Origin of the sequence: Thalassotalea ponticola (assembly GCF_041379045.1) — a bacterium.
GTDB classification, from domain to species: Bacteria; Pseudomonadota; Gammaproteobacteria; order Enterobacterales; family Alteromonadaceae; genus Thalassotalea_A; species Thalassotalea_A ponticola.
The window spans coordinates 1,589,846-1,610,678 of record NZ_CP166871.1 but is presented as its reverse complement, the minus strand read 5'-3'; the positions used below and the strand labels follow the sequence as shown (position 1 = coordinate 1,610,678).

Annotated in this window: 14 protein-coding genes; 5 read left to right on the top strand and 9 right to left on the bottom strand. The window is 44.4% G+C overall.

Going from position 1 to position 20,833, the window contains the following annotated elements; translation table 11 throughout:
* Positions 1-128: 128 nt before the first annotated feature.
* Together ACAY30_RS06820 and ACAY30_RS06815 are read left to right on the top strand one after the other, a co-directional pair.
* Entirely contained in the window at positions 129-1,271 is a 1,143-nt protein-coding gene (locus tag ACAY30_RS06820) for a cupin domain-containing protein (RefSeq protein WP_290250290.1), read from the top strand.
* A 235-nt stretch (positions 1,272-1,506) separates the two neighbouring features.
* Positions 1,507-1,968, top strand: a complete 462-nt coding sequence (locus tag ACAY30_RS06815; protein WP_290250289.1) for a GNAT family N-acetyltransferase — start codon at positions 1,507-1,509, stop codon at positions 1,966-1,968.
* An 89-nt stretch (positions 1,969-2,057) separates the two neighbouring features.
* On the opposite strand, the gene ACAY30_RS06810 is transcribed toward ACAY30_RS06815, so the two are convergent.
* Entirely contained in the window at positions 2,058-2,483 is a 426-nt protein-coding gene (locus ACAY30_RS06810; protein ID WP_290250288.1) for a DUF4826 family protein, read from the bottom strand.
* A gap of 258 nt (positions 2,484-2,741) precedes the next feature.
* On the opposite strand from ACAY30_RS06810, the gene ACAY30_RS06805 reads away from it, so the two are divergent.
* Positions 2,742-3,785 carry a Glu/Leu/Phe/Val dehydrogenase gene (locus ACAY30_RS06805; protein ID WP_290250287.1) on the top strand — a complete coding sequence of 348 codons (1,044 nt, stop codon included), beginning with the start codon at positions 2,742-2,744 and terminating at the stop codon, positions 3,783-3,785.
* 92 nt (positions 3,786-3,877) lie between these two features.
* Here ACAY30_RS06805 and ACAY30_RS06800 read toward each other — a convergent pair whose 3' ends face one another.
* Positions 3,878-6,946, bottom strand: coding sequence for an FAD-binding and (Fe-S)-binding domain-containing protein (locus tag ACAY30_RS06800; protein ID WP_290250286.1), 3,069 nt, complete (start codon positions 6,944-6,946; stop codon positions 3,878-3,880).
* Positions 6,947-7,310: 364 nt separating this feature from the next.
* Positions 7,311-9,686 (bottom strand): phosphoenolpyruvate synthase, encoded by a 2,376-nt coding sequence (gene ppsA / locus ACAY30_RS06795; protein ID WP_290250285.1) that lies wholly within the window; start codon positions 9,684-9,686, stop codon positions 7,311-7,313.
* Between the two features lie 151 nt (positions 9,687-9,837).
* On the opposite strand from ppsA, the gene ACAY30_RS06790 reads away from it, so the two are divergent.
* Positions 9,838-10,647, top strand: a complete 810-nt coding sequence (locus ACAY30_RS06790; protein WP_290250284.1) for a pyruvate, water dikinase regulatory protein — start codon at positions 9,838-9,840, stop codon at positions 10,645-10,647.
* Positions 10,648-10,881: 234 nt separating this feature from the next.
* Positions 10,882-11,943, top strand: a complete 1,062-nt coding sequence (locus ACAY30_RS06785) for a 3-deoxy-7-phosphoheptulonate synthase (RefSeq protein ID WP_290250283.1) — start codon at positions 10,882-10,884, stop codon at positions 11,941-11,943.
* 61 nt (positions 11,944-12,004) lie between these two features.
* Here the strand turns inward: ACAY30_RS06785 and ACAY30_RS06780 are convergent, their stop codons facing one another.
* The 6 genes from ACAY30_RS06780 to carB all read right to left on the bottom strand — a co-directional run bounded on the left by ACAY30_RS06780 (position 12,005) and on the right by carB (position 20,832).
* Positions 12,005-12,484 carry a low molecular weight protein-tyrosine-phosphatase gene (locus ACAY30_RS06780; protein ID WP_290250282.1) on the bottom strand — a complete coding sequence of 160 codons (480 nt, stop codon included), beginning with the start codon at positions 12,482-12,484 and terminating at the stop codon, positions 12,005-12,007.
* A 486-nt stretch (positions 12,485-12,970) separates the two neighbouring features.
* Complete coding sequence (locus ACAY30_RS06775) at positions 12,971-13,960, bottom strand: HupE/UreJ family protein (protein ID WP_290250281.1); 990 nt, start codon at positions 13,958-13,960, stop codon at positions 12,971-12,973.
* Positions 13,957-14,733: a peptidyl-prolyl cis-trans isomerase gene (locus ACAY30_RS06770; RefSeq protein ID WP_290250280.1), complete on the bottom strand. Its 777-nt coding sequence runs from the start codon at positions 14,731-14,733 to the stop codon at positions 13,957-13,959. Before ACAY30_RS06770 ends, ACAY30_RS06775 begins: the two co-directional genes overlap by 4 nt.
* Positions 14,734-14,839: 106 nt before the next feature.
* Complete coding sequence (locus tag ACAY30_RS06765; RefSeq protein ID WP_290250279.1) at positions 14,840-16,675, bottom strand: DUF3604 domain-containing protein; 1,836 nt, start codon at positions 16,673-16,675, stop codon at positions 14,840-14,842.
* Positions 16,676-17,135: 460 nt separating this feature from the next.
* The gene (gene greA, locus ACAY30_RS06760; RefSeq protein ID WP_290250278.1) at positions 17,136-17,612 is read right to left on the bottom strand and encodes a transcription elongation factor GreA; all 477 of its coding nucleotides are present in this window, start codon (positions 17,610-17,612) and stop codon (positions 17,136-17,138) included.
* 1 nt (position 17,613) lies between these two features.
* On the bottom strand, positions 17,614-20,832 hold the full coding sequence (gene carB, locus ACAY30_RS06755; RefSeq protein WP_290250277.1) for a carbamoyl-phosphate synthase large subunit: 3,219 nt from the start codon (positions 20,830-20,832) through the stop codon (positions 17,614-17,616).
* Position 20,833 lies beyond the last annotated feature (1 nt).

The window sequence follows — 20,833 nt, the reverse complement described above, 5'->3', positions numbered from 1 at the left end:
CTACTCAGTGCCTGTTATGGTATTTACCGAGATACTCGGTCGGTTTTAACACAAATAGCGAGTTCAAAGGTGATAGCTCTGCAAGACACCGCTATAATAGCCAACAAACTCTTGTTTACCTTATTGTTATGAAAATACATTTAAACGACCTTACCCCTGAGCTATTCCTTGAAAAATACTGGCAGAAGCAACCGCTGATCATCAAGGCCGCATTTGCTGATTTCGTTGATCCGATTGAGGCCGATGAACTTGCTGGACTGGCAATGGAAGATTTTATCGAATCGCGCATTGTCAGCAATAACAACAGTCAATGGGATGTGAAACACGGCCCCTTTACTGACTATAGTGAATTTGGTGAAAACAATTGGACCTTGCTAGTACAAGCCGTCAACAATTGGTTTGAGGGTGTCGATGCGTTGATCACACCGTTCCAGTTTATTCCTAACTGGCGTATTGACGATGTCATGGTTAGTTTTTCAACCCCTGGTGGTGGTGTTGGCCCGCACCTAGATCAATACGACGTTTTTATCATTCAAGGACAAGGTAAACGCCACTGGCGGGTTGGTAAGCCTGATCAAGCGCTAGAGCAACTGTTACCGCACGAAGATTTAAAGCAAGTAAGTGACTTTCAAGCGATCATCGATGTCATTACCGAACCAGGTGATTTATTGTATATTCCACCCAACCATCCACACGATGGCATTGCAATAGACAATTCATTAAATTATTCGATTGGATTTCAAGCACCCAATCCACAAGAGTTGATCTCAGGCTTTGCTGATTACCTACTCGATAATCAATTATTTGAACAACGCTTCAACGACAGTGCCCGTCGTGTGACTAAGAAGCCACATACACTAGAGAGTCATGATATTGCCTTATTGACCGAGGTAATGAACAGTTGTTTTAACCAACCAGAATTACTGGTCGACTTCCTAGGCAAACAATTAACGCAAGTACATCACACTCTTAACTTGTTGATTCCGACACAAGAATTAGATTTTCAGACGATTGAGCAAATCTTGGCCGAAGGCGAGGTATTATCGCCAGTTTTAGGTCTTAAATGCTTAGTTGTTACTGATCTGAGCCACCCAACACTATACGCCAATGGCGAGTCGTTTGAGATCAGTCAACACTGCCTTGAATTAGCCAACACCTTGGCTCAAAAAGTTCCTATCGATTATGCAATCATCGAAAGCTACCGACAATGTTTGAAATGCCAGCAACTGTTAGCTAAGGTTATTAATAAGGGGCTTTGGACTTTCGAATAGCACAGCTGTGTTTGAAATTTGAGCTTTAGCGCTGAATAGACTGCTTTGTGCCTGCTATTAGCGCTATTGGTTTGGTGATGATGTGATCTAACGTTGTAAAGTAATCTCAGCGTTAACCCAAAACCCTAACGAGAACCTGCATACGGTCAGTTCTGTAGCGAAGGTGCTGCGTCATTCAGCAAACTTTTTTACGAACATGGCGTTTGTCAGATAATATGACGGTCTGGGTAAGGTAATGAGTTACCACATTAGTGAAGTGAGTTGGCAACAAGCCAAACGCCAGCTAAAGGCGGTGCGTGAAAAAGTGTTCGTTTGCGAGCACCGTATTCCGCCACATGTCGAATTTGACAGCCTCGATCAAGAAGCCTTTCACGTATTAGTAACCGACAAATCCACTAAAGAGCCTTTAGCGACAGGACGTATCACCAAACACGGTGAAATATCGCGAATTTGTGTGGTCATGTCACAGCGCAAATCACCGATCGGCAAAGACGTTATCCAAGCCCTGTTGTCAATTGCACACCGCAACCAACTAAAGCAAGTGTTTATTAATAGCTCATTAGATGCGGTTGATTATTTTACCCGGCATAATTTCATCAGTATCGGTGATGTGTTTATGGAAGCGGGTTTGCCGCGCCAACGAATGTGTTGTGATCTAGTTGAAATTGATTTTAAACGCTTTTATTTATCACACTAAAAAGCCAATACGTGGCGGACGTATTGGCTAGTATATACCATCACCAAGGATGACTTGACCTGCCACTGTGCGATTAGGCGCAAACGCGTTTATACAGTTGTCTCAGTCCAGAATTTATCGTTTTCAAATAACTGATATAAACCTTCTGCACGCGACACTAGATAGGCTGCGAATGCAAGTTGACTCTTGTCTTTTGCCGATTGGCGTATGGCTTCAGCCTGCATCTGCCACTTCATTGAAAAGTTGCGCAGTGCATCGCGAACATTACTCTCTGAATCTGCGTGGATATGATCGCAAGGCACGTCTCCACTGATCACCCAAACTTTGTCTTGGTTGATGGTGCGCAACTTCCAAACCGACACAATCGGTGGTAAATAGCGACTTGATTCCGGTGCAACACTCTCGGTAACAATGCCCTTTTCTGCTAAATATTTGGTGGCTTTTTGGTATTGTTCTCTCACCCATTCAGCGCGTTGTTGTTCACTCATCGCACTGTATTCATTTTCATTTGTCATAATACATCTCCCATTATCGACACGCCTCAATTTCGCAGAATTGCCACCTAAAAACAAGCTTTATTGTTACAATTGAACAAAATTCAGGCGAGGCTCAACACTCGCAGTAAAATATTGGCTTTTTTAGACAAAAATTATCGGCAAAGCGTAGAGTCTGACGCGTTAAAATGGTATGTTTGCGCTAAATTTTATCAGCGATATTCAGCGAGCAAATAACGCTTACTGAGTAAAATATAATAAACACATTGGGAGAACACTGTGTCGGTATTTAACCTAAGCGATTTTGATCATCACGAGCAAGTCATTTACTGTTCAGATCAAGAAACTGGTTTAAGAGCCATTATTGCCGTACATAATACCAATCTTGGCCCTGCGGCCGGTGGTTGTCGTTTTTGGGACTATGAAAACGAACAAGACGCGCTTAAAGATGTGCTGCGTCTATCAAAAGGCATGACTTACAAAAATGCAATGGCCGGACTTAAGCTAGGTGGTGGTAAAGCGGTTATTATTGGTAACCCGCAAAAGCTTAAATCACAAGCCCTTTTTGAAGCCTTTGGTCGAGCGGTCGAACGCATCCAAGGCCGTTACATTACCGCTGAAGATGTCAACATCACCACTGCGGACATGGCCATTGTTAACACCCAAACTGACTATGTCTCAGGCTTAGAAGGTAAAAGTGGTAACCCAGGTCCATTTACCGCACTAGGTACATTTTTAGGTATTAAAGCGGCGGTAAAATACAAGCTAAACAAAGATGACTTATCGGGTATTCGCGTTGCCGTACAAGGTTTGGGCAGTGTTGGCTATTCACTGTGTGAAAAACTTCACGCCGCGGGTGCGAGTTTGGTGGTTACCGATATTAATCAAGATATATTGGCCAAAGCGCAGCGCGAACTCAATGCCGAAGTTGTTGCATTAAATGAAATATATTCTCAAGACGTTGACGTTTTTGCCCCGTGTGCGCTTGGCGCGAGTATTAACGACGAGACCATTGCGCAATTAAAAGCAGTGATTATTGCTGGCTGTGCCAACAATCAATTAGCCGAAGTTCGTCATGACCAAGTACTAAAAGACAAGGGTATTTTGTACGCACCAGATTATGTCATTAACGCCGGTGGTATTATCAATGTCGCGCTTGAGATTTACCCTGAGCCGTATTGTAAAGACGAAGCGACTCGACTGGTTGAGAATATTTACCACACTCTGATGAATGTGTTTGAAAAAGCCGGTGAGCTAAACAAGCCTACAGGTGAAGTGGCAGACGCCATGGCCAGAGAAATTATTGCCAACGGACACCAATAAGGCCAAACTTGCCGTTTACCTTAGGGTTTAAATTGACGGCCTGTTGAATAAATAAAAGGTTGCACACCGTTTTCAGGTGGCAACCTTTTTTATTATGGCTCAAGGTGGGTTAACAGTGCTTGCAATGGATGACGAAGGCGCTTTTGACCGAAACGCTTTACTTGCGAGCGACACGAAAAACCAGTAGCCAGTTGATATTGCTCCACCCCCGCTTCTATCGGTTGCTGCCAACTGAGCTGGTATAACCCTTTTGACCGTTGATAATGGCTTTTCTCATGACCGTAGGTTCCCGCCATACCGCAACAACCAACAGAGACAGACATTAGCTTAAGGCCAAAATATTTAAATATTGTTTGCCATTGTTGTTCACTCGACGGCAATGCGGTTTTCTCAGTACAGTGACTGAACAATTGATAGGTTGTATCACTAGGCTGCGCTTTCACCTTGAACTGTCGTTGCGGCGAGTCAATCATCAAAGATAACCATTCGTGGGCTAACAACACCGAAAATTGCGTCTCTTGGTCCGCTAACACCTGCTTGTACTCATCGCGATAACACAGCACCATCGATGCATCACAACCAACCATGGTGATATTGAGATCGGCAAGTTGGCTCAGCAAAGCGGCACTGTCTTTTGCTGTCGACGCAAATTTCTGTAAAAAGCCTTTAACGTGTTGTGGTTTACCATTTGGCATAAACGGTAATAACACCGGGCTAAAGCCCAAACGTTTGATTAATGCCATAAAGTCACTGACCACATTGGCATCGTAAAAACTGGTAAACGGGTCTTGAACGACGACCACTATCCCCTCTCGCTCGCGTTCGCTTAACGCCGCTAACTGACTGAGGTCAAAGCGTTTATACGTTTCCCGTTGTAATTGCTGAGACAGTGTTGGTACCGACAAAAGTGGCGTATCGACGTAACCGAGCACCTGTTTGGAAAATAGCGCAAACAACCGATTATCAATGGCTAAATTGGCCACGCGAGGGATGTTGGCTAGTTTCGGGGCGATTCGCTCAATATTGGCGACTACGTGATCTTTCATTGGCCGTAAATATCTCGAGTAATACACCTGCGTAAACTGCGCTTTGAATTCAGGTACATCGACCTTTACCGGACACTGGCTGGCACAGGCTTTACAGGCCAAACACCCACTCATCGCGTCCATAACTTCATGCGAAAAATCATCGGTTAACAATTTTCCTTGCAGTGTATGCACGGTTTTTAGCGCCAGTGATTTAACACTAAAGCCCTGATCTTGCTTACTCAGATCGTTAAAATCGACATTTTGCTCACTGAGTAACCGCAACCATTCTCTCATTAATCCCGCGCGGCCTTTTGGTGAGTGGCGTCTATCAGAGGTAATTTTGCTCGATGGGCACATCGGCGACTTGGGATCAAAGTTAAAGCACAAGCCATTGCCATTGCAATTGGTCACAGAAGGAAGTGTCTCACGTACGGCGATCGGAATTTGTCGATCGAAATAGCCGCGTTTGACACCATCAACCGACACTAAGGATTCGTTTGAAGCTAGTGGCGTACAAATTTTTCCAGGGTTCATTTTGTTCAGTGGATCAAATGCCGCCTTGATACGCCGAAGTTCAGTAAATAATGTTTCGCCGAAAAAGTCTATGCCGTATTCACTGCGATAACCCTTACCGTGTTCACCCCACATCAAGCCACCGTATTTTGAGGTGAGTGCAACCACTTGATCGGAGATCTCCCGCATGATTTGTTCTTGTTTCGGATCGCACATATCAAGCGCTGGACGAACGTGTAACACCCCAGCATCGACGTGACCGAACATGCCGTAATCCAATTGGTAACCATCTAATAACTGACGAAACTCTAAAATAAAATCGGCTAAGTTTTCAGGTGGTACTGCCGTGTCTTCGGCAAAGGCGATCGGCTTTGCTTGGTCCTTGCTATTACCGAGTAGACCCACGGCTTTTTTGCGCATCGCGTACAAACGATTGATCGAGGCTAAATCATAGGTCAATTGATAGCCGATAACGCCGTGTTGTTGCTCGCTAATACTGTTGTTCAAAGACTGTTCTAGCGAGGCAATGGCTTGTTCGATTTCTGCTTCACTGTCTCCGGCAAATTCAACTAAGTTCAGTCCATCCATGTGTTGATTGGCCACATCGGTGATCAAATCGGCAACAGAATGCCAAATAATGTCAGATTTTGCTAAATTTAACACCCGACTGTCGACGGTTTCTACCGACAAGGCGTTAGCCTTGACGAGTGCAGGCGCATGTCGCAGTGCCGATTCGAAACTGTCGTATTTTATATTGACTAACGCTCTGACACTGGGAATTGGCGTAATGTTTAAGGTCGCTTCGGTGACCATCGCCAGCGTACCTTCTGAGCCCGTTATCAAACGGCCTAAATCAAAACGTGATAAATCATCGTTAAATACATGCTCTAAGTCATAGCCGGTTAAAAACCGATTTAAACGAGGAAACGTGGCGACGATTTGGTCGCGGTTTTGCAAACAAGACGAATACGCTGTCTCGTACAATTGCGCTTCGTTGTCGCCTTTGGCAATAATGTCCTCGACTTGTTGTTTGGTTTTGGCTTGTGTGTGTAACTCATTGCCATTGGCTAATACACACCGTAACGCCAGTACGTGTTCGGATGTTTTTCCGTATACCAAACTCCCCTGACCAGAAGCGTCGGTATTGATCATACCGCCAATGGTTGCCCGATTACTGGTCGACAAATCTGGCGAGAAAAAGAACCCAAGAGGCTTTAAAAATTCATTTAACTGATCTTTAACAACGCCAGCTTGAACTTTAACCCAATGCTCATTGGTGTTTACCTCGATGATTTGTTTCATATGACGCGACATGTCAACCACAATACCAGGGGTTAAACTTTGACCGTTGGTGCCAGTTCCGCCACCGCGGGCACTGAACTTTATCTCATTAAAGCGCGCTTCACTGGCAACCCGATTGATCAGTTTAACATCTTCCACGGTTCGCGGGTGCATCACCGCTTGCGGTAATTGTTGATAAACACTGTTGTCGGTAGCAACCGCTAAACGGGACGCATACGATATCTCTACATCGCCAGTAAAACCGGCTTTTTTAAGCGCTTTTACATACGCTTGATATAACGGAGAAATGGTTTCGGTAATAGCTAAACGAGGTAACATGTATAGGTTTTCTGTATCTGGTTACGGCAAACGTTAATGATGCTAAATAATTGTTATAAATACAATGTTTAAACCGTTAATTTGCGCCTTTTTCCACCCGGTTAAAGGGGGTAATTGTTGATTTGAGTTATTTTTCGACACTCAAAGTGCATGAATATACGCCGTTTATAAAAAGCAGCGATAGCGGTGGTTTAACAACAGCGATATTAGGCTTGTCCAGCAACCGCGGCTAGTACAACAAATGGTGCGTGGTTAGCACTGCGACTCGTCACCGACATAAAGGACAGCTAAGGCAAGAATAAAAAATGCCAGTTACCCTATTCACAGGCTAACTGGCATAGACAAAGATAGTGTTCAGACGATATTAGTGATTACTTTGCTCTGCTAAATACAACCACGTATCTAGAACGGTATCAGGGTTAAGTGACACAGAGTCGATACCCTGTTCCACCAACCAATGGGCAAAGTCTTTGTGATCAGAAGGTCCCTGACCACAAATACCAACGTATTTACCACGTGCTTTACATGCTTTAATGGCCATTTGAAGTAACACTTTGATCGCCTCATTGCGCTCATCAAATAAATGGGCAATTAATCCTGAGTCTCGATCCAGACCTAAGGTTAGCTGGGTCAAATCGTTTGAACCAATTGAAAAGCCATCAAAGTGATCCAAGAATTGATCAGCGAGCAATGCATTTGAAGGAAGTTCACACATCATAATCACTTTCAATTGGTTTTCACCGCGCTGCAAGCCATTTTCAGCCAAGATAGCAATCACCTGCTCAGCTTCGTCAACGGTGCGCACGAATGGGATCATGATTTCTACATTGGTTAGCCCCATGTCGTTGCGAACGCGTTTAATGGCCTCACATTCCATCGCAAAACACTCGCGAAAATCATCGGAAATATAACGCGATGCACCGCGGTAACCAATCATTGGGTTTTCTTCGTCTGGTTCATAAATATCGCCGCCGACTAAGTTGGCGTATTCATTCGATTTGAAATCCGACATGCGCACGATAACGCGCTCTGGCGCAAACGCTGCAGCAAGCGTCGCAATTCCTTCCGTTAACTTTTGTATGTAGAACTCTTTTGGCGAGTCATAACCGGCGATGATATCGCTGATCTCTTGTTGTAATGACGGCGCTTCGTTTTCGAAATTAAGTAGCGCCTTGGGATGTACACCAATCATCTTGTTGATCACGAATTCAACGCGGGCAAGTCCTACTCCAGCATGCGGTAAACGAGCAAAGCTAAAGGCGCGATCGGGGTTGCCAACATTCATCATTATTTTCATTGGAATGGCAGGCATATTATCGACTTGCGAGGTCGACACCTGATACTCCAATTCACCTTGATAAATAAAGCCGGTGTCACCTTCAGCACAGGATACAGTAACCGCAGAGCCATCGGCAATTTTATCGGTGGCATCGCCACAACCGACCACAGCAGGAATCCCCATTTCACGAGCAATAATCGCAGCATGGCACGTTCGACCACCGCGATTGGTGACAATCGCTGACGCGCGCTTCATAATAGGCTCCCAATCGGGATCCGTCATATCGGTAACCAACACGTCGCCTTCTTGCACTTTGTCCATTTCATCAATCGACGACAATACCTTGACTGTGCCCTTGCCGATCTTGTTACCAATAGCACGACCTTCACAAATAACGGCTGACTTGTCGACAAGCTGAAACTGTTCAATCACATTTGCCGAAGCGCGACTTACCACGGTTTCAGGACGAGCCTGAACAATGTACAACTTGCCGTCTAAACCGTCTTTTGCCCACTCAATATCCATTGGGCGACCGTAGTGTTGTTCAATGATCACCGCTTGCTTGGCTAGCTCTTCGATTTCACTGTCGGTAATTGAAAAGGCATTGCTTTGCGCTATGTCGACGTCAACAATCTCAACTTGCTTACCGTGTTGTTGATTGTCTGAGTAAATCATTTTAATGGCTTTTGAGCCGATATTGCGACGCAATATGGCAGGTCTACCAGCCGCTAATGTCGGTTTGTGAACGTAAAACTCATCAGGATTTACAGCGCCTTGTACCACCATCTCCCCCAAACCATAGCTCGATGTGATAAATACTACGTCGTCAAAGCCAGATTCGGTATCTATTGAAAACATTACCCCACTAGACGCTTTATCCGAGCGCACCATACGTTGAATACCGGCCGATAAGGCGACACCGCGGTGGTCGTAACCTGAGTGAACGCGATACGAAATAGCGCGATCGTTAAACAGTGATGCAAATACGTGTTTAATGGCGGTAAATACCGCATCCAAACCGCGTACGTTTAAAAACGTTTCTTGTTGACCGGCAAAAGACGCATCAGGCATGTCTTCTGCGGTAGCCGATGAACGAACAGCAAACGACACTTCATCGCCATATCCACCCGCTAGCTCATTGTAAGCTTCTTCGATGTCCTGTTGCATTTGCGGATGAAACGGGGTGTCGATGATCCATTGTCTAATCTTCGCCCCACTGGCAGTTAGCGCTTGAATATCACTGACATCTAAAGTGTCTAACTCGGCGTAAATTTTCTCGTTTAATCCCGACTGTTCTAAAAAGTGATTAAACGCATAAGCCGTTGTTGCAAAGCCTCCTGGTACCTGAACTCCTACATTTGCCAGGTTCGAAATCATTTCACCTAAAGATGCATTTTTACCGCCAACGCGATCAACATCCGCCATACCTAAGTGCTGGTACCAAAGTACATTTTCTTGCACACTGCTCTCCTAACAAGAATAAACATATTGTAATAACTAAGAGCTAACTTATGCTGTTAGCTTCTTAAATTGCATGGACATTTTACACACTAAGACGATAAACTAAAAGCCATAACGAAAACTTTTATATCAACTTCCATTTGAGAACAAAATGCGTACAGCTTTTTATATTTCCGATGGCACTGCCATCACCTCCGAAGTGTTTGGTCACGCCTTACTGTCTTTATTTCCCATTGAGTTTGAGCACGTCACCATTCCATTTGTTGAAACCGTTGACAAAGCGCTTGAGGTAAAAAAACAGATCAATTTGGTCAGTAAGCAAAGTGGTGAAAAGCCGTTTGTGTTTCACACCTTTGTTAAACCTGAAACACGCGAGATAATCGATTCCAGTGATGCGGTGATTTACAACTTTTTGGAGCACTTTGTCAGCCCAGTAGAACAAGAGCTCGGTATTCCAGCCAAGCCAAAATCACATCGCACTCACTCGATCCACGAAAACAGTTATGACTATCGCATTGACGCGGTAAACTTTGCCCTTGCCAACGATGACGGCAGTAAAGTTACCGATTATGAACACGCCGACGTGATTTTGGTTGGTGTATCGCGCTCCGGCAAAACCCCTTCTTCACTGTACTTGGCATTGCAATACGGTATTAAAGCGGCAAACTACCCGTTTACCGACGATGATATGGACGAACTAAAGCTACCTCCGTTTTTAGCCAAGCACAAAAAGAAGCTGTTTGGCTTGACCATTGACCCTGAAAGATTGCACGACATACGCGATGGGCGTCGCGCCAATTCAAAATACTCTTCGTTACGCCAGTGTCGAATGGAAATACGCGAAGTTGAGAAGCTGTATAAAAAAGAACGCATCAACTATATCAATACAACGGCGTTTTCTGTAGAAGAAATCTCTGCCAAAATCATTGCCGATGCCGGATTACACCGCTACAAATACTAATCTAGATAAGTATGGCTTAACGGGTTACAACATATACGACACAGACAAAGGCGAGCGCCAAACCAATACCCGGACAGCAAAAATCAACACTGCAAACGCTATTGGTTAAAATTGTCGCATACGGCACGCTTTATTGATTAGCCAGCTAAGTTTTAGCAGCTAAAACAGTTTAAATAGCTGCTATTTTTGGTATAGTTACGGTCTTTATTCTTTGTCGCCCTTAGATTTGTTTTCATGACCATAAAAACCGACGAGTTTCGCACATCACTTATTGACCATTTAATATCGCCAGCTCAACTTGCGCGCGATATCCCGTTATCTGATGAAAGCGCCAAATCTATCATTGAATCTCGCTCTGTTATCGAAAATATTATCAGCGGTAAAGACAAGCGTTTGTTGGTGATTATTGGTCCGTGTTCGATTCACGACACCGATGCGGCGTTAGAATATGCCCGTCACCTAAAAACGCTTCGCGATAAGTACATCAACGAAATGTACATTGTGATGCGCGTTTACTTTGAAAAACCGCGTACCACCGTCGGTTGGAAAGGCCTTATCTCGGATCCTGACCTCGATAAGTCGTTTAACGTTGAAAAGGGCCTACACCTAGCGCGTAATTTATTAATGGAAATTAATAAGCTTGGCCTCCCTACTGCAACCGAGTTTTTAGATATGGTGACCGGTCAGTATATTTCTGACTTGATCAGTTGGGGAGCGATCGGCGCTCGTACCACTGAGTCACAAGTGCACCGCGAATTGGCATCGGCTTTATCGTGTCCAGTCGGTTTTAAAAACGGCACGGATGGCAATGTCAAAATCGCCATCGATGCAATAAAGGCGTCTAGCGTTCCTCACGTATTGTACTCGCCCGACAAAACCGGACAAATGTGTATTTATCGCACCTCCGGCAATCCCTATGCGCACATTATTTTACGCGGTGGCAAACAGCCAAATTATCAGCAGTCACATGTTGATGCTGCGTGCCAACAATTGCGTCAAGCACAGATCACGCCGAGTGTGATGATTGATTGCAGTCACGGTAACTCGAGTAAAAATCACGCCCGCCAAGCGGTTGTCGCAAATGATATCGCCGAACAATTGGCAAGTGGCCACGAGCAAATCTTTGGGGTGATGATTGAAAGCTTCTTAGTCGAAGGCAATCAGCAAGTAATCGCTGGAAAAGAAGATCAGTTGGTGTATGGCCAAAGCATTACCGATGCCTGTGTTAACTTAGCGCAAAGTGAACAAATACTCGATGTATTGCAACGCGCCAAGCAGCTGCAATGGGACCAATAGACGAGTTCTTGGTTACTTGCACTCCGTCACAAATTTACCACTAACACGACGCATCATGTGTTTACAGGCGACTGAGTAACCCTTCGCTCGCCTGCTCAACCAAATCGAGTACCAATTCAAAACCGCGAATACCACCGTAATACGGGTCGGGTACTTCCATATCATCGCTCTGTTCGGCAAATTGTAAAAAAAGATGTACTTTGTGTTTGTGTTCACTTGGTGCCATATCAAAAAGGTAGTGATAATTGTCATTGTCCATGGCAAGAATTAACGCAAAACGATCGAAATCTTCTATCGTTACCTTACGCGCCCGCATACCTGAAAAATCATAGCCACGTGCTTCTGCAGCGCGCCGTGCCCTAACATCTGGGGCTTCGCCTTTATGCGAGCCTATGGTACCGGCTGAATCAATATCTAGCTCAATACCATATGCTTTTGCTTTCGCCCTGAAAACAGCTTCAGCCGTTGGTGACCGACAGATGTTACCCATACACACAAACAGTACTGAGTCTATTTTGTTATTTTTATTATTATCAGACACTTACAAAAATCCTGTTCGTTCAAAACACTAACTAACCTGTTAAAACCTTAACTTATTTTGGGGTAAATAGCACTTCTTTGGCGTATTTTTGGCGTACAAGACTGAAATCAGCCTAAATAGATAGTCTAATATAAAGAGGAATTCTTTCGCTTTAAAGTGGATTTAACAAGTTTTTTTGATTAAAGATTTGACATGGCCTAGCCGGCCGTTCACGGTTATACGTTTCACGACTCGTCGTTCGTAATTGTGTATTGATATTCAAGCATGAATGTAATTGCAAAAGCCAATCACGTTCGACCTTGAATTCGATTACTGCAGCAGGCGTACACTTTTCGAGAATTACCGGCACCTATCACTTAAGCACAGAAAATGTTTATTTTACTGATTAATTAATATGATTTTTGTGAACGTTTTAGTGCAACCAAAGTTGGTGACAAATCTAACTTACAAAGCAATAGATTTTTCCAAGCCGCTAATAGTCTCAGTTTACTGAAAGGTTATAAATAGTCGCTCAAACACCCAAAAAGAGGAGAGAGAGCCAATGAGATATGAAGCTGATATTGCTACATGTTTTGGTAATAGCCTTACTTTTTTCACCAGATTTCCAATGCACAACAAGGTAACTACAAACGCTATTTGTCCAAGTTCCACACCTACATTAAAAAATAACAATGCTATTGGGGCATCGGTTTGTGGTAATCCTATATCTAGTATAGCTCCGGCAAAGCCAAATCCGTGTAGTAAGCCAAACGCAAAAGCGATTAGCCAAGGCCATTGCGTAGCAATACTGCTAACCCCGCGGCGCTGGCGAACCGCCTCAACACAGACGAGCATAATACTCAGCGCTATTAGTACTTCTACAGGCGTTGGCGGTAAACTAAAGTAACCTAGTGCAACACCTGCGAGTGTAATTGAATGTGCGACTGTGAACGCTGTGATTGTTTTTATAAGTGTTTTAAAACCCCTAACTATCAACAATAGCGCCAGTACAAATAACAAATGATCAATACCCAGTAAAATATGCTCGATACCTAACACCGCGTAAGTAACAGCGACTTTCCAGGATGAATGGGTGGCTGGTATTCTAACAAAATTATGTTTTGGTTGTATTAATAACGTGTGCGAACTTCCATCCATTAGTTTGACCGTTACCAAGGTATCTATAGTAGTGCTACCTAGGTTAGTTATTGATACCCCTGTGCCGGATAATGAGTGTTCTCCATTCAATGTATAGCGATACACCACAAACCCCTCCAATGCAGTGTAATGGCCTAGAGAAGAGAGGGTAAACTTTTCATCGAACTTTGGTTGTATATCAATAACACGGTTGCCATTACTAGGGACCTTCCACATTATATTGTAAACTGTGGGTTGAGTTTCTTGAATTTGTAAATACGCGGGGCGTATTTCATGGGCAATCGTGTCCCCGCAGGAAACGAGCATTACCAACATGATTAGGTTAATTAGCCGCTTCATTGGTTGTTTGCTAGCCCTTCAATTAGCGTTAAATCGGGAATATCTGCGGTTATCATCACAGTGTAGTTTTCAAGCAAGTCTTTATAAATCTTGTCCTGAGCTTGCAAAACGGATTGGTATTCATATTCGCGGGCGACATACTCTTTAACCTGTTCAAAATCTGGAAGTGTGGAGTCTTGGCGATAAACTACTTTAACTAGGTGCTTACCATACCCCGAGTCAACAGGACCAAACCATGTGTTTAGTGGCGCGGTATTTAACGCTTCTCGAAAGCTTTTTCCAAACGAATTGTCAATGATGTTTTGCGGAGTGAGTTCCCAATTATTTGAGACCGCAAGCTTTTGCGAGCGTGTCTCAGGAATAGGTTCACCTTGCTGAAGCGTTTTTAACACCTGTGAGATACTTGTCTCTACATTTGGCTCGTCTGATAAAAATAACACCTGCTCAAATTGCACTGCTGGCGGCAACATAAATAAACTCTGATTAGACTGGAAATAGTCCATTAAAGCTTGTTCTGTTGGGGGAGACATTAATGTACTTAAGTCGTTGGCAACAGCTTCCATTTTTTGCGCCAAACGTTTGCGGATGATAGCATCATTATGGTCTAACTTGATCTTTAAAGCCTCTCGGTAAAACACCTCTTGACGTAAATAATTATCAATGATCGCTTTTAAATCTTTTGTTTGTGGTTCTTTTTTCCATTGTAGCTTCCACAAACTTGTGAGGTGGTCCAACTCTTGTTGATCAATAATGATGTGGCTGTCACTATCCATCTCGGTGCTTGTGTTTTCAACAAAGCTAAAATAAGCCCAAAACAACATGGCACCAATGGCAATAAAGTGTAACAGTGGATCCTTCACTACTTGTTTTATCATTATTTTACTTTGCCTCATACCAGATAGGTGACGCCCATGCCCGCTCTACAATTTCACGTTTAACTTCTTTCGGATAAGTGACACCGGCATTAAGCTCATCATACAACGTCCAGCGAGCCGTAGGTAATTGCAGTACTCGAACGTAGTAAAACGCTTGAATTTTGGGATCAAAATCAGGGTCTGTCCATACAGCCATTAGCTCAGGGCTACCTTTTTGTTTATTGAATTCACCTGTCTTTAAGTTGATAGGTGCGTTAACAGGTTCTACCATACCGTCATCTTTAAGTCGCCCACCAGAGGCAACCACATTATAAATGGTGTCTTTCATTTCACCATTTTCATACCAGCCTTTGATTATTTGAATACGATCTAAGTTAGGACCAATTGGATCTTTTACTGCCCAGACTAAAAACTGTGGTGCTTTCGAGCCTGTGTAATTGCCTCCCATTGGAACACCCTTTGAGTACCCATCTTTGACGAGTTTTTCATAGCTCGAGTAGCTATTATCGAATCCTTGCCCTGCGAAGAAGCGCACTTTCATCCGAGGGCCGCTGGTGGCGTAAGTTTCTTTGGCGAGCATTGAATCCCAAATTGCAGAGCGGGTGTTAGACTCAGCCCATACTGCTGCGAGCGCTCCAGGGTTAGCGTCAGCAATTAGCATCTCACCATCAAGCATATTTTTGGAACGACCTTCGGCCTTTTGATCAGCAAGACCATGGCTACCAACACCGTAGTTGTCTTCTTCAACATTACTAGGAGTACCATTGTGACTATCCGTGCCGCCAACAAAGCCATATTTAAATGGGTTGACGCCAAGTTGCTGTTGGTATTTGATGCCGCGTCCTAAGCCATAACGAACATAGTTCTCTTTGATGAATGCGCGACCATTAAACTGTTGAATTGTAACTGCATTTTCAAAATCAGCGAACTCATCGTTAGGCCAAAAGTTAGGGATTACCTCAGAGTTGCCTTTTACTTGCATCATTTCAATAAGAGGCTCCATACTGGCACGTGTTTGCGCGTAGTCTCTATCAACGGGCTTTCCTGATAAAGAGGCCTCGGCAAATAGCAATCCTTTACTTTCATTAGAATTATGTGGAATGGCAAATACTTTCCTGCCTTCGGCTCGTTGAGATTTCATCCATGCCCAAAGTTGCTCTGGTCGACTACCATCGTTGGAAGAAAATGGAACATCCGGAAGATTGGTATCGCGGAATAAGATATTCCGGTGTTGATTAGCCCCGCCAGGAGCAGACGTCCATTCGTAGGCATGTATTGTAGTAAACTTGCCCGGCTCATAGTGAGCCTCTGTCGCTTCTATATTTTTCTGCCATGTTGACTTCACTGCCTCTGTACCTTGGTAAAAGTCAGGGTGAGGGCTACCGCCACCGGCTAACGGGGTCAACACGTATTTGTTATAAAGCTCCAGTGCAGTGGTTAAGTCAGTCGCTTCCCTAAACGCTTTAGCTATTTCATGATCATAACCAGGCACACCTTCATTCATCAAGCTATATGCTTCTCCCATAAACTCTGAGTGGTCTGTTACAGCTACAAAATCCAAAGGGCGTTTAATTTGGTGCATACTGCCGTTCACCATCATTTTTTCGCCTTTAGCGAAGCGATAAGCATCTTCAGGCGTTAGTCTGTTCCCTGCAATAAAAGCATCCATAGAGACGCCAGTATGAACGTGCGTTTCTCCAAAAAAAGCCTCTTTTAGTGGATTTTTCTTGACCTTAGCCTCAGCTGCTTCCCAAGAGTTTGCAGCTGCAACAGCACTGCTTAGGCTGTATAACGCGGTTAACATGGAAATGCCTATTAATAAACGTAATGGGGTTGTCATGACGATAGTCCTCGTTTCACTGGTCAGTGAAATTTATACGATATGTCTTAACTCTAGAAGCCATATGAGATTTTGCAACTCAAGGAATAAAAAAGCTTTTCATTTGCCCCTGCTCTTCTTGAATGGGTTAAATTTAATGGCATTAGTGCTAAAGAAATCACCGCCTATGACGTAGTATTTGGATTCTCCAATTTACAGGCGTTAAAAACATAGTTGTCTCTGCTGGACGAGAAATTCGGTTTTTAAACAACAAATGGGCAGAGTTAATTAAACCCTGACGAGGCAAGCCATTCTCCTTTTGCGTGCATAAATGATGAGCCTTGCCCTGTAGGTTGATATTTCAGGCAAAGCCTGATGGATGATAACCAGCTACTGAAGTAGGTGATTTAGGGCTGACAACAAAAAAACGTGGCACTAAGGCCACGTTTTTATCAAGTTACTGTATCACATCGACAATGCGTTACTTGTGCTCTACCGCCACAATCTCATACTCAACGCGACCACCTGGGGTGTTCACTTCAACCTCTGAGTCAACTTCTTTACCAATTAACGCACGCGCAATTGGCGAGTTGATGCTAATGCGATTATTTTTCAAATCCGCTTCATCATCACCAACGATTTTGTACGACACTTCTTGGTCGGTATCGATATTAAGCAAGGTGACCGTCACCCCAAAAATCACTTTGTGCTTGTTGGGTATCTTGGTGATATCGATGATTTGCGCATTGCCGAGTTTGCCTTCAATTTCTTGAATACGACCTTCGCAAAAGCCCTGCTCTTCACGTGCAGCGTGATACTCGGCATTTTCTTTCAAATCACCGTGCTCTCGCGCTTCTGCAATCGCTTGAACGATTGCAGGACGCTTAACACTTTTTAAATGATGTAATTCCTCTTTCAAGGCCTCAGCGCCTTGAACTGTCATTGGGATTTGGCTCATTCTATTGACACCTTTTATGTAATTCTTGGATAGAATTCACTGAATTTCTATCGTCCGCGGCATGCGCCATACATGCGGCAAATGCAGCGTTTAATGTTGTTGTATAGGCAACTTTATAACGAAGTGCACTACCACGGATCTCTTTCGAATCTTCGATCGCCTTGCGACCTTCAGTGGTATTAATTATATAACTGTACTCGCCATTTTTGATTCTATCAACAATATGTGGACGACCTTCGTGAACTTTATTAACTAAACGCACAGGAATGTCTGCTTCGCCCAAAATAACCGCCGTACCGTGGGTCGCGTCTAAGCTAAAGCCTAACTCAATTAATTGGCGCGCTAAGTCGACAACGCGCTCTTTGTCCGAGTTGCGCACAGAAATTAACGCTCGACCGGTCTTCGGTAACGCTTCCCCTGCACCCAGGTTAGCTTTGGCGTAAGCCTCCTCAAAGGTATTACCAGTACCCATAACCTCACCGGTTGAACGCATTTCAGGACCAACTAGAGGGTCAGCACCGTGAAACTTGTTAAATGGGATGACCACTTCTTTTACCGAAAAGTAGTCTGGGATGATTTCACCTTGGATACCTTGTTCTTTAAGCGAGACGCCAGCCATAACGCGGGCGGCAACTTTAGCTAAAGGAACGCTTGTCGCTTTTGATACAAATGGTACGGTACGCGCGGCACGCGGGTTCACTTCAATTAGGTACACCTCGCCGTCTTTAACCGCCATTTGCGTATTCATCAAACCAATTACGCCCAACTCAAATGCAAGTGCTTTAACCTGCTCACGCATGACATCTTGAATTTCTGCACTAATGCTATACGGCGGTAGTGAACACGCTGAATCACCCGAGTGAACACCGGCTTGTTCAATGTGTTGCATTATGCCGCCAAAGATCACTTGCTCACCATCACAAATAATGTCGATATCAACTTCGATGGCGTCATCTAGGAAGTGGTCAAGTAATACGGGTGCTTCATTCGATACGCTCACCGCTTCGTTCATGTAACGGCGCAAATCCGCTTCGTCATAAACGATTTCCATCGCGCGGCCGCCTAACACATACGATGGGCGAACCACTAATGGGAACCCGATTTCGGCTGATTTTGCTACCGCTTCTTCCAACGAGGTAACCGTGGCATTTTCTGGCTGTAACAAGCCCAAACGCTCAACAGCCGCTTGGAAACGTTCGCGGTCTTCTGCGCGGTCAATAGCATCTGGCGAGGTTCCAATAATAGGAACGCCAGCGGCTTCTAATTCGCGAGCTAACTTAAGTGGTGTTTGACCACCGTACTGAACAATCACACCTTTGGGTTTTTCAACGCGCACAATTTCTAACACGTCTTCTAGGGTGATTGGTTCAAAATACAAACGATCTGACGTGTCGTAGTCGGTTGACACAGTTTCCGGGTTACAGTTAACCATAATGGTTTCATAACCGTCTTCGCGCAATGCCAAAGCGGCGTGAACACAACAGTAGTCAAACTCAATACCTTGACCTATGCGGTTAGGGCCACCACCAATGATCATGATCTTTTCGCGATCCGATGGGTTAGCTTCACATTCTTCATCGTAGGTTGAATACATGTAAGCGGTATCTGAACTAAACTCAGCAGCACACGTATCAACGCGCTTGTAAACTGGGTAAATGTCAGCAGCGACGCGCTTGCGACGAATTTCAGTTTCGGCGACACCAATGAGATCGGCTAAACGCTTATCTGAAAATCCTTTGCGCTTCAAGCGGCGCAATACGTCTGGTGTCAGTGATGACAAACCGCCATCAGCAACTAGCTGTTCTTCTTTGACGATGTCTTCGATTTGAACCAAGAACCAACGGTCGATTTTTGTTAAGCGGAATATATCGTCAACCGTTAATCCCAAACGGAAACCATCTGCGACATACCAAATACGGTCTGCACCAGCTTCTTGCAATTCGTGCATGATCTTAGTCTTGGCACCCGGCTTAGTCACATCCACTAGCGAGTCAAATCCATTCATACCGACTTCTAAGCCGCGCAGCGCTTTTTGCATTGACTCTTGTTGGTTACGGCCAATGGCCATAACTTCACCTACTGATTTCATTTGCGTCGTTAAGCGATCTTCCGCACCGGCAAACTTCTCAAAGTTAAAGCGTGGGATTTTAGTAACAACGTAATCAATAGTTGGCTCAAATGAGGCTGGTGTTGCCCCACCTGTGATGTCATTGCTCAGTTCATCTAAGGTGTAACCTACGGCAAGTTTTGCGGCAATTTTGGCAATTGGGAAGCCGGTTGCTTTTGATGCTAACGCAGACGAACGCGATACACGAGGGTTCATCTCGATAATCACCATACGGCCCGTATTAGGACATACACCAAACTGTACGTTTGAACCGCCGGTTTCAACACCGATTTCACGCAGTACCGCAAGAGAAGCATTACGCATTAACTGATATTCTTTATCTGTTAACGTTTGCGCAGGTGCAACGGTAATCGAGTCACCTGTGTGAATCCCCATAGGGTCAAAGTTTTCAATCGAACAAACAATAATACAGTTATCGTTTTTGTCGCGAACCACTTCCATTTCGTACTCTTTCCAACCGATTAACGACTCGTCAATAAGTAGTTCGTTGGTTGGCGAAAGGTCTAAACCACGTGTACAAATGGTTTCAAACTCTTCGCGGTTATACGCAATACCGCCACCTGAGCCACCCATGGTAAAGGACGGACGAATAATACAAGGGAAACCAATGCGGTCAAGTACGTCGTATGCTTCTTGCATTGAATGTGCAATCTCGGCACGTGGCGTTTCTAGACCAATGTTTTTCATCGCCACGTCAAAGCGAGAGCGATCTTCTGCTTTGTCGATAGCATCTGCGGTAGCGCCGATCATTTCAACACCAAACTCAGTGAGCACACCGCGATTTTCTAGATCAAGTGCACAGTTTAACGCGGTTTGTCCACCCATAGTTGGCAAAATCGCATCTGGGCGCTCTTTTTCGATGATCTTGCGTACCACTTCCCAGTGAATTGGCTCAATGTACGTGGCATCGGCCATTTCTGGGTCGGTCATGATGGTCGCTGGGTTTGAGTTAACCAAGATTACACGATAGCCTTCTTCGCGCAATGCTTTACACGCTTGGGCACCTGAATAGTCAAACTCACAGGCCTGACCGATAACAATCGGACCTGCACCTAAAATAAGAATACTTTTTATGTCAGTACGTTTTGGCATT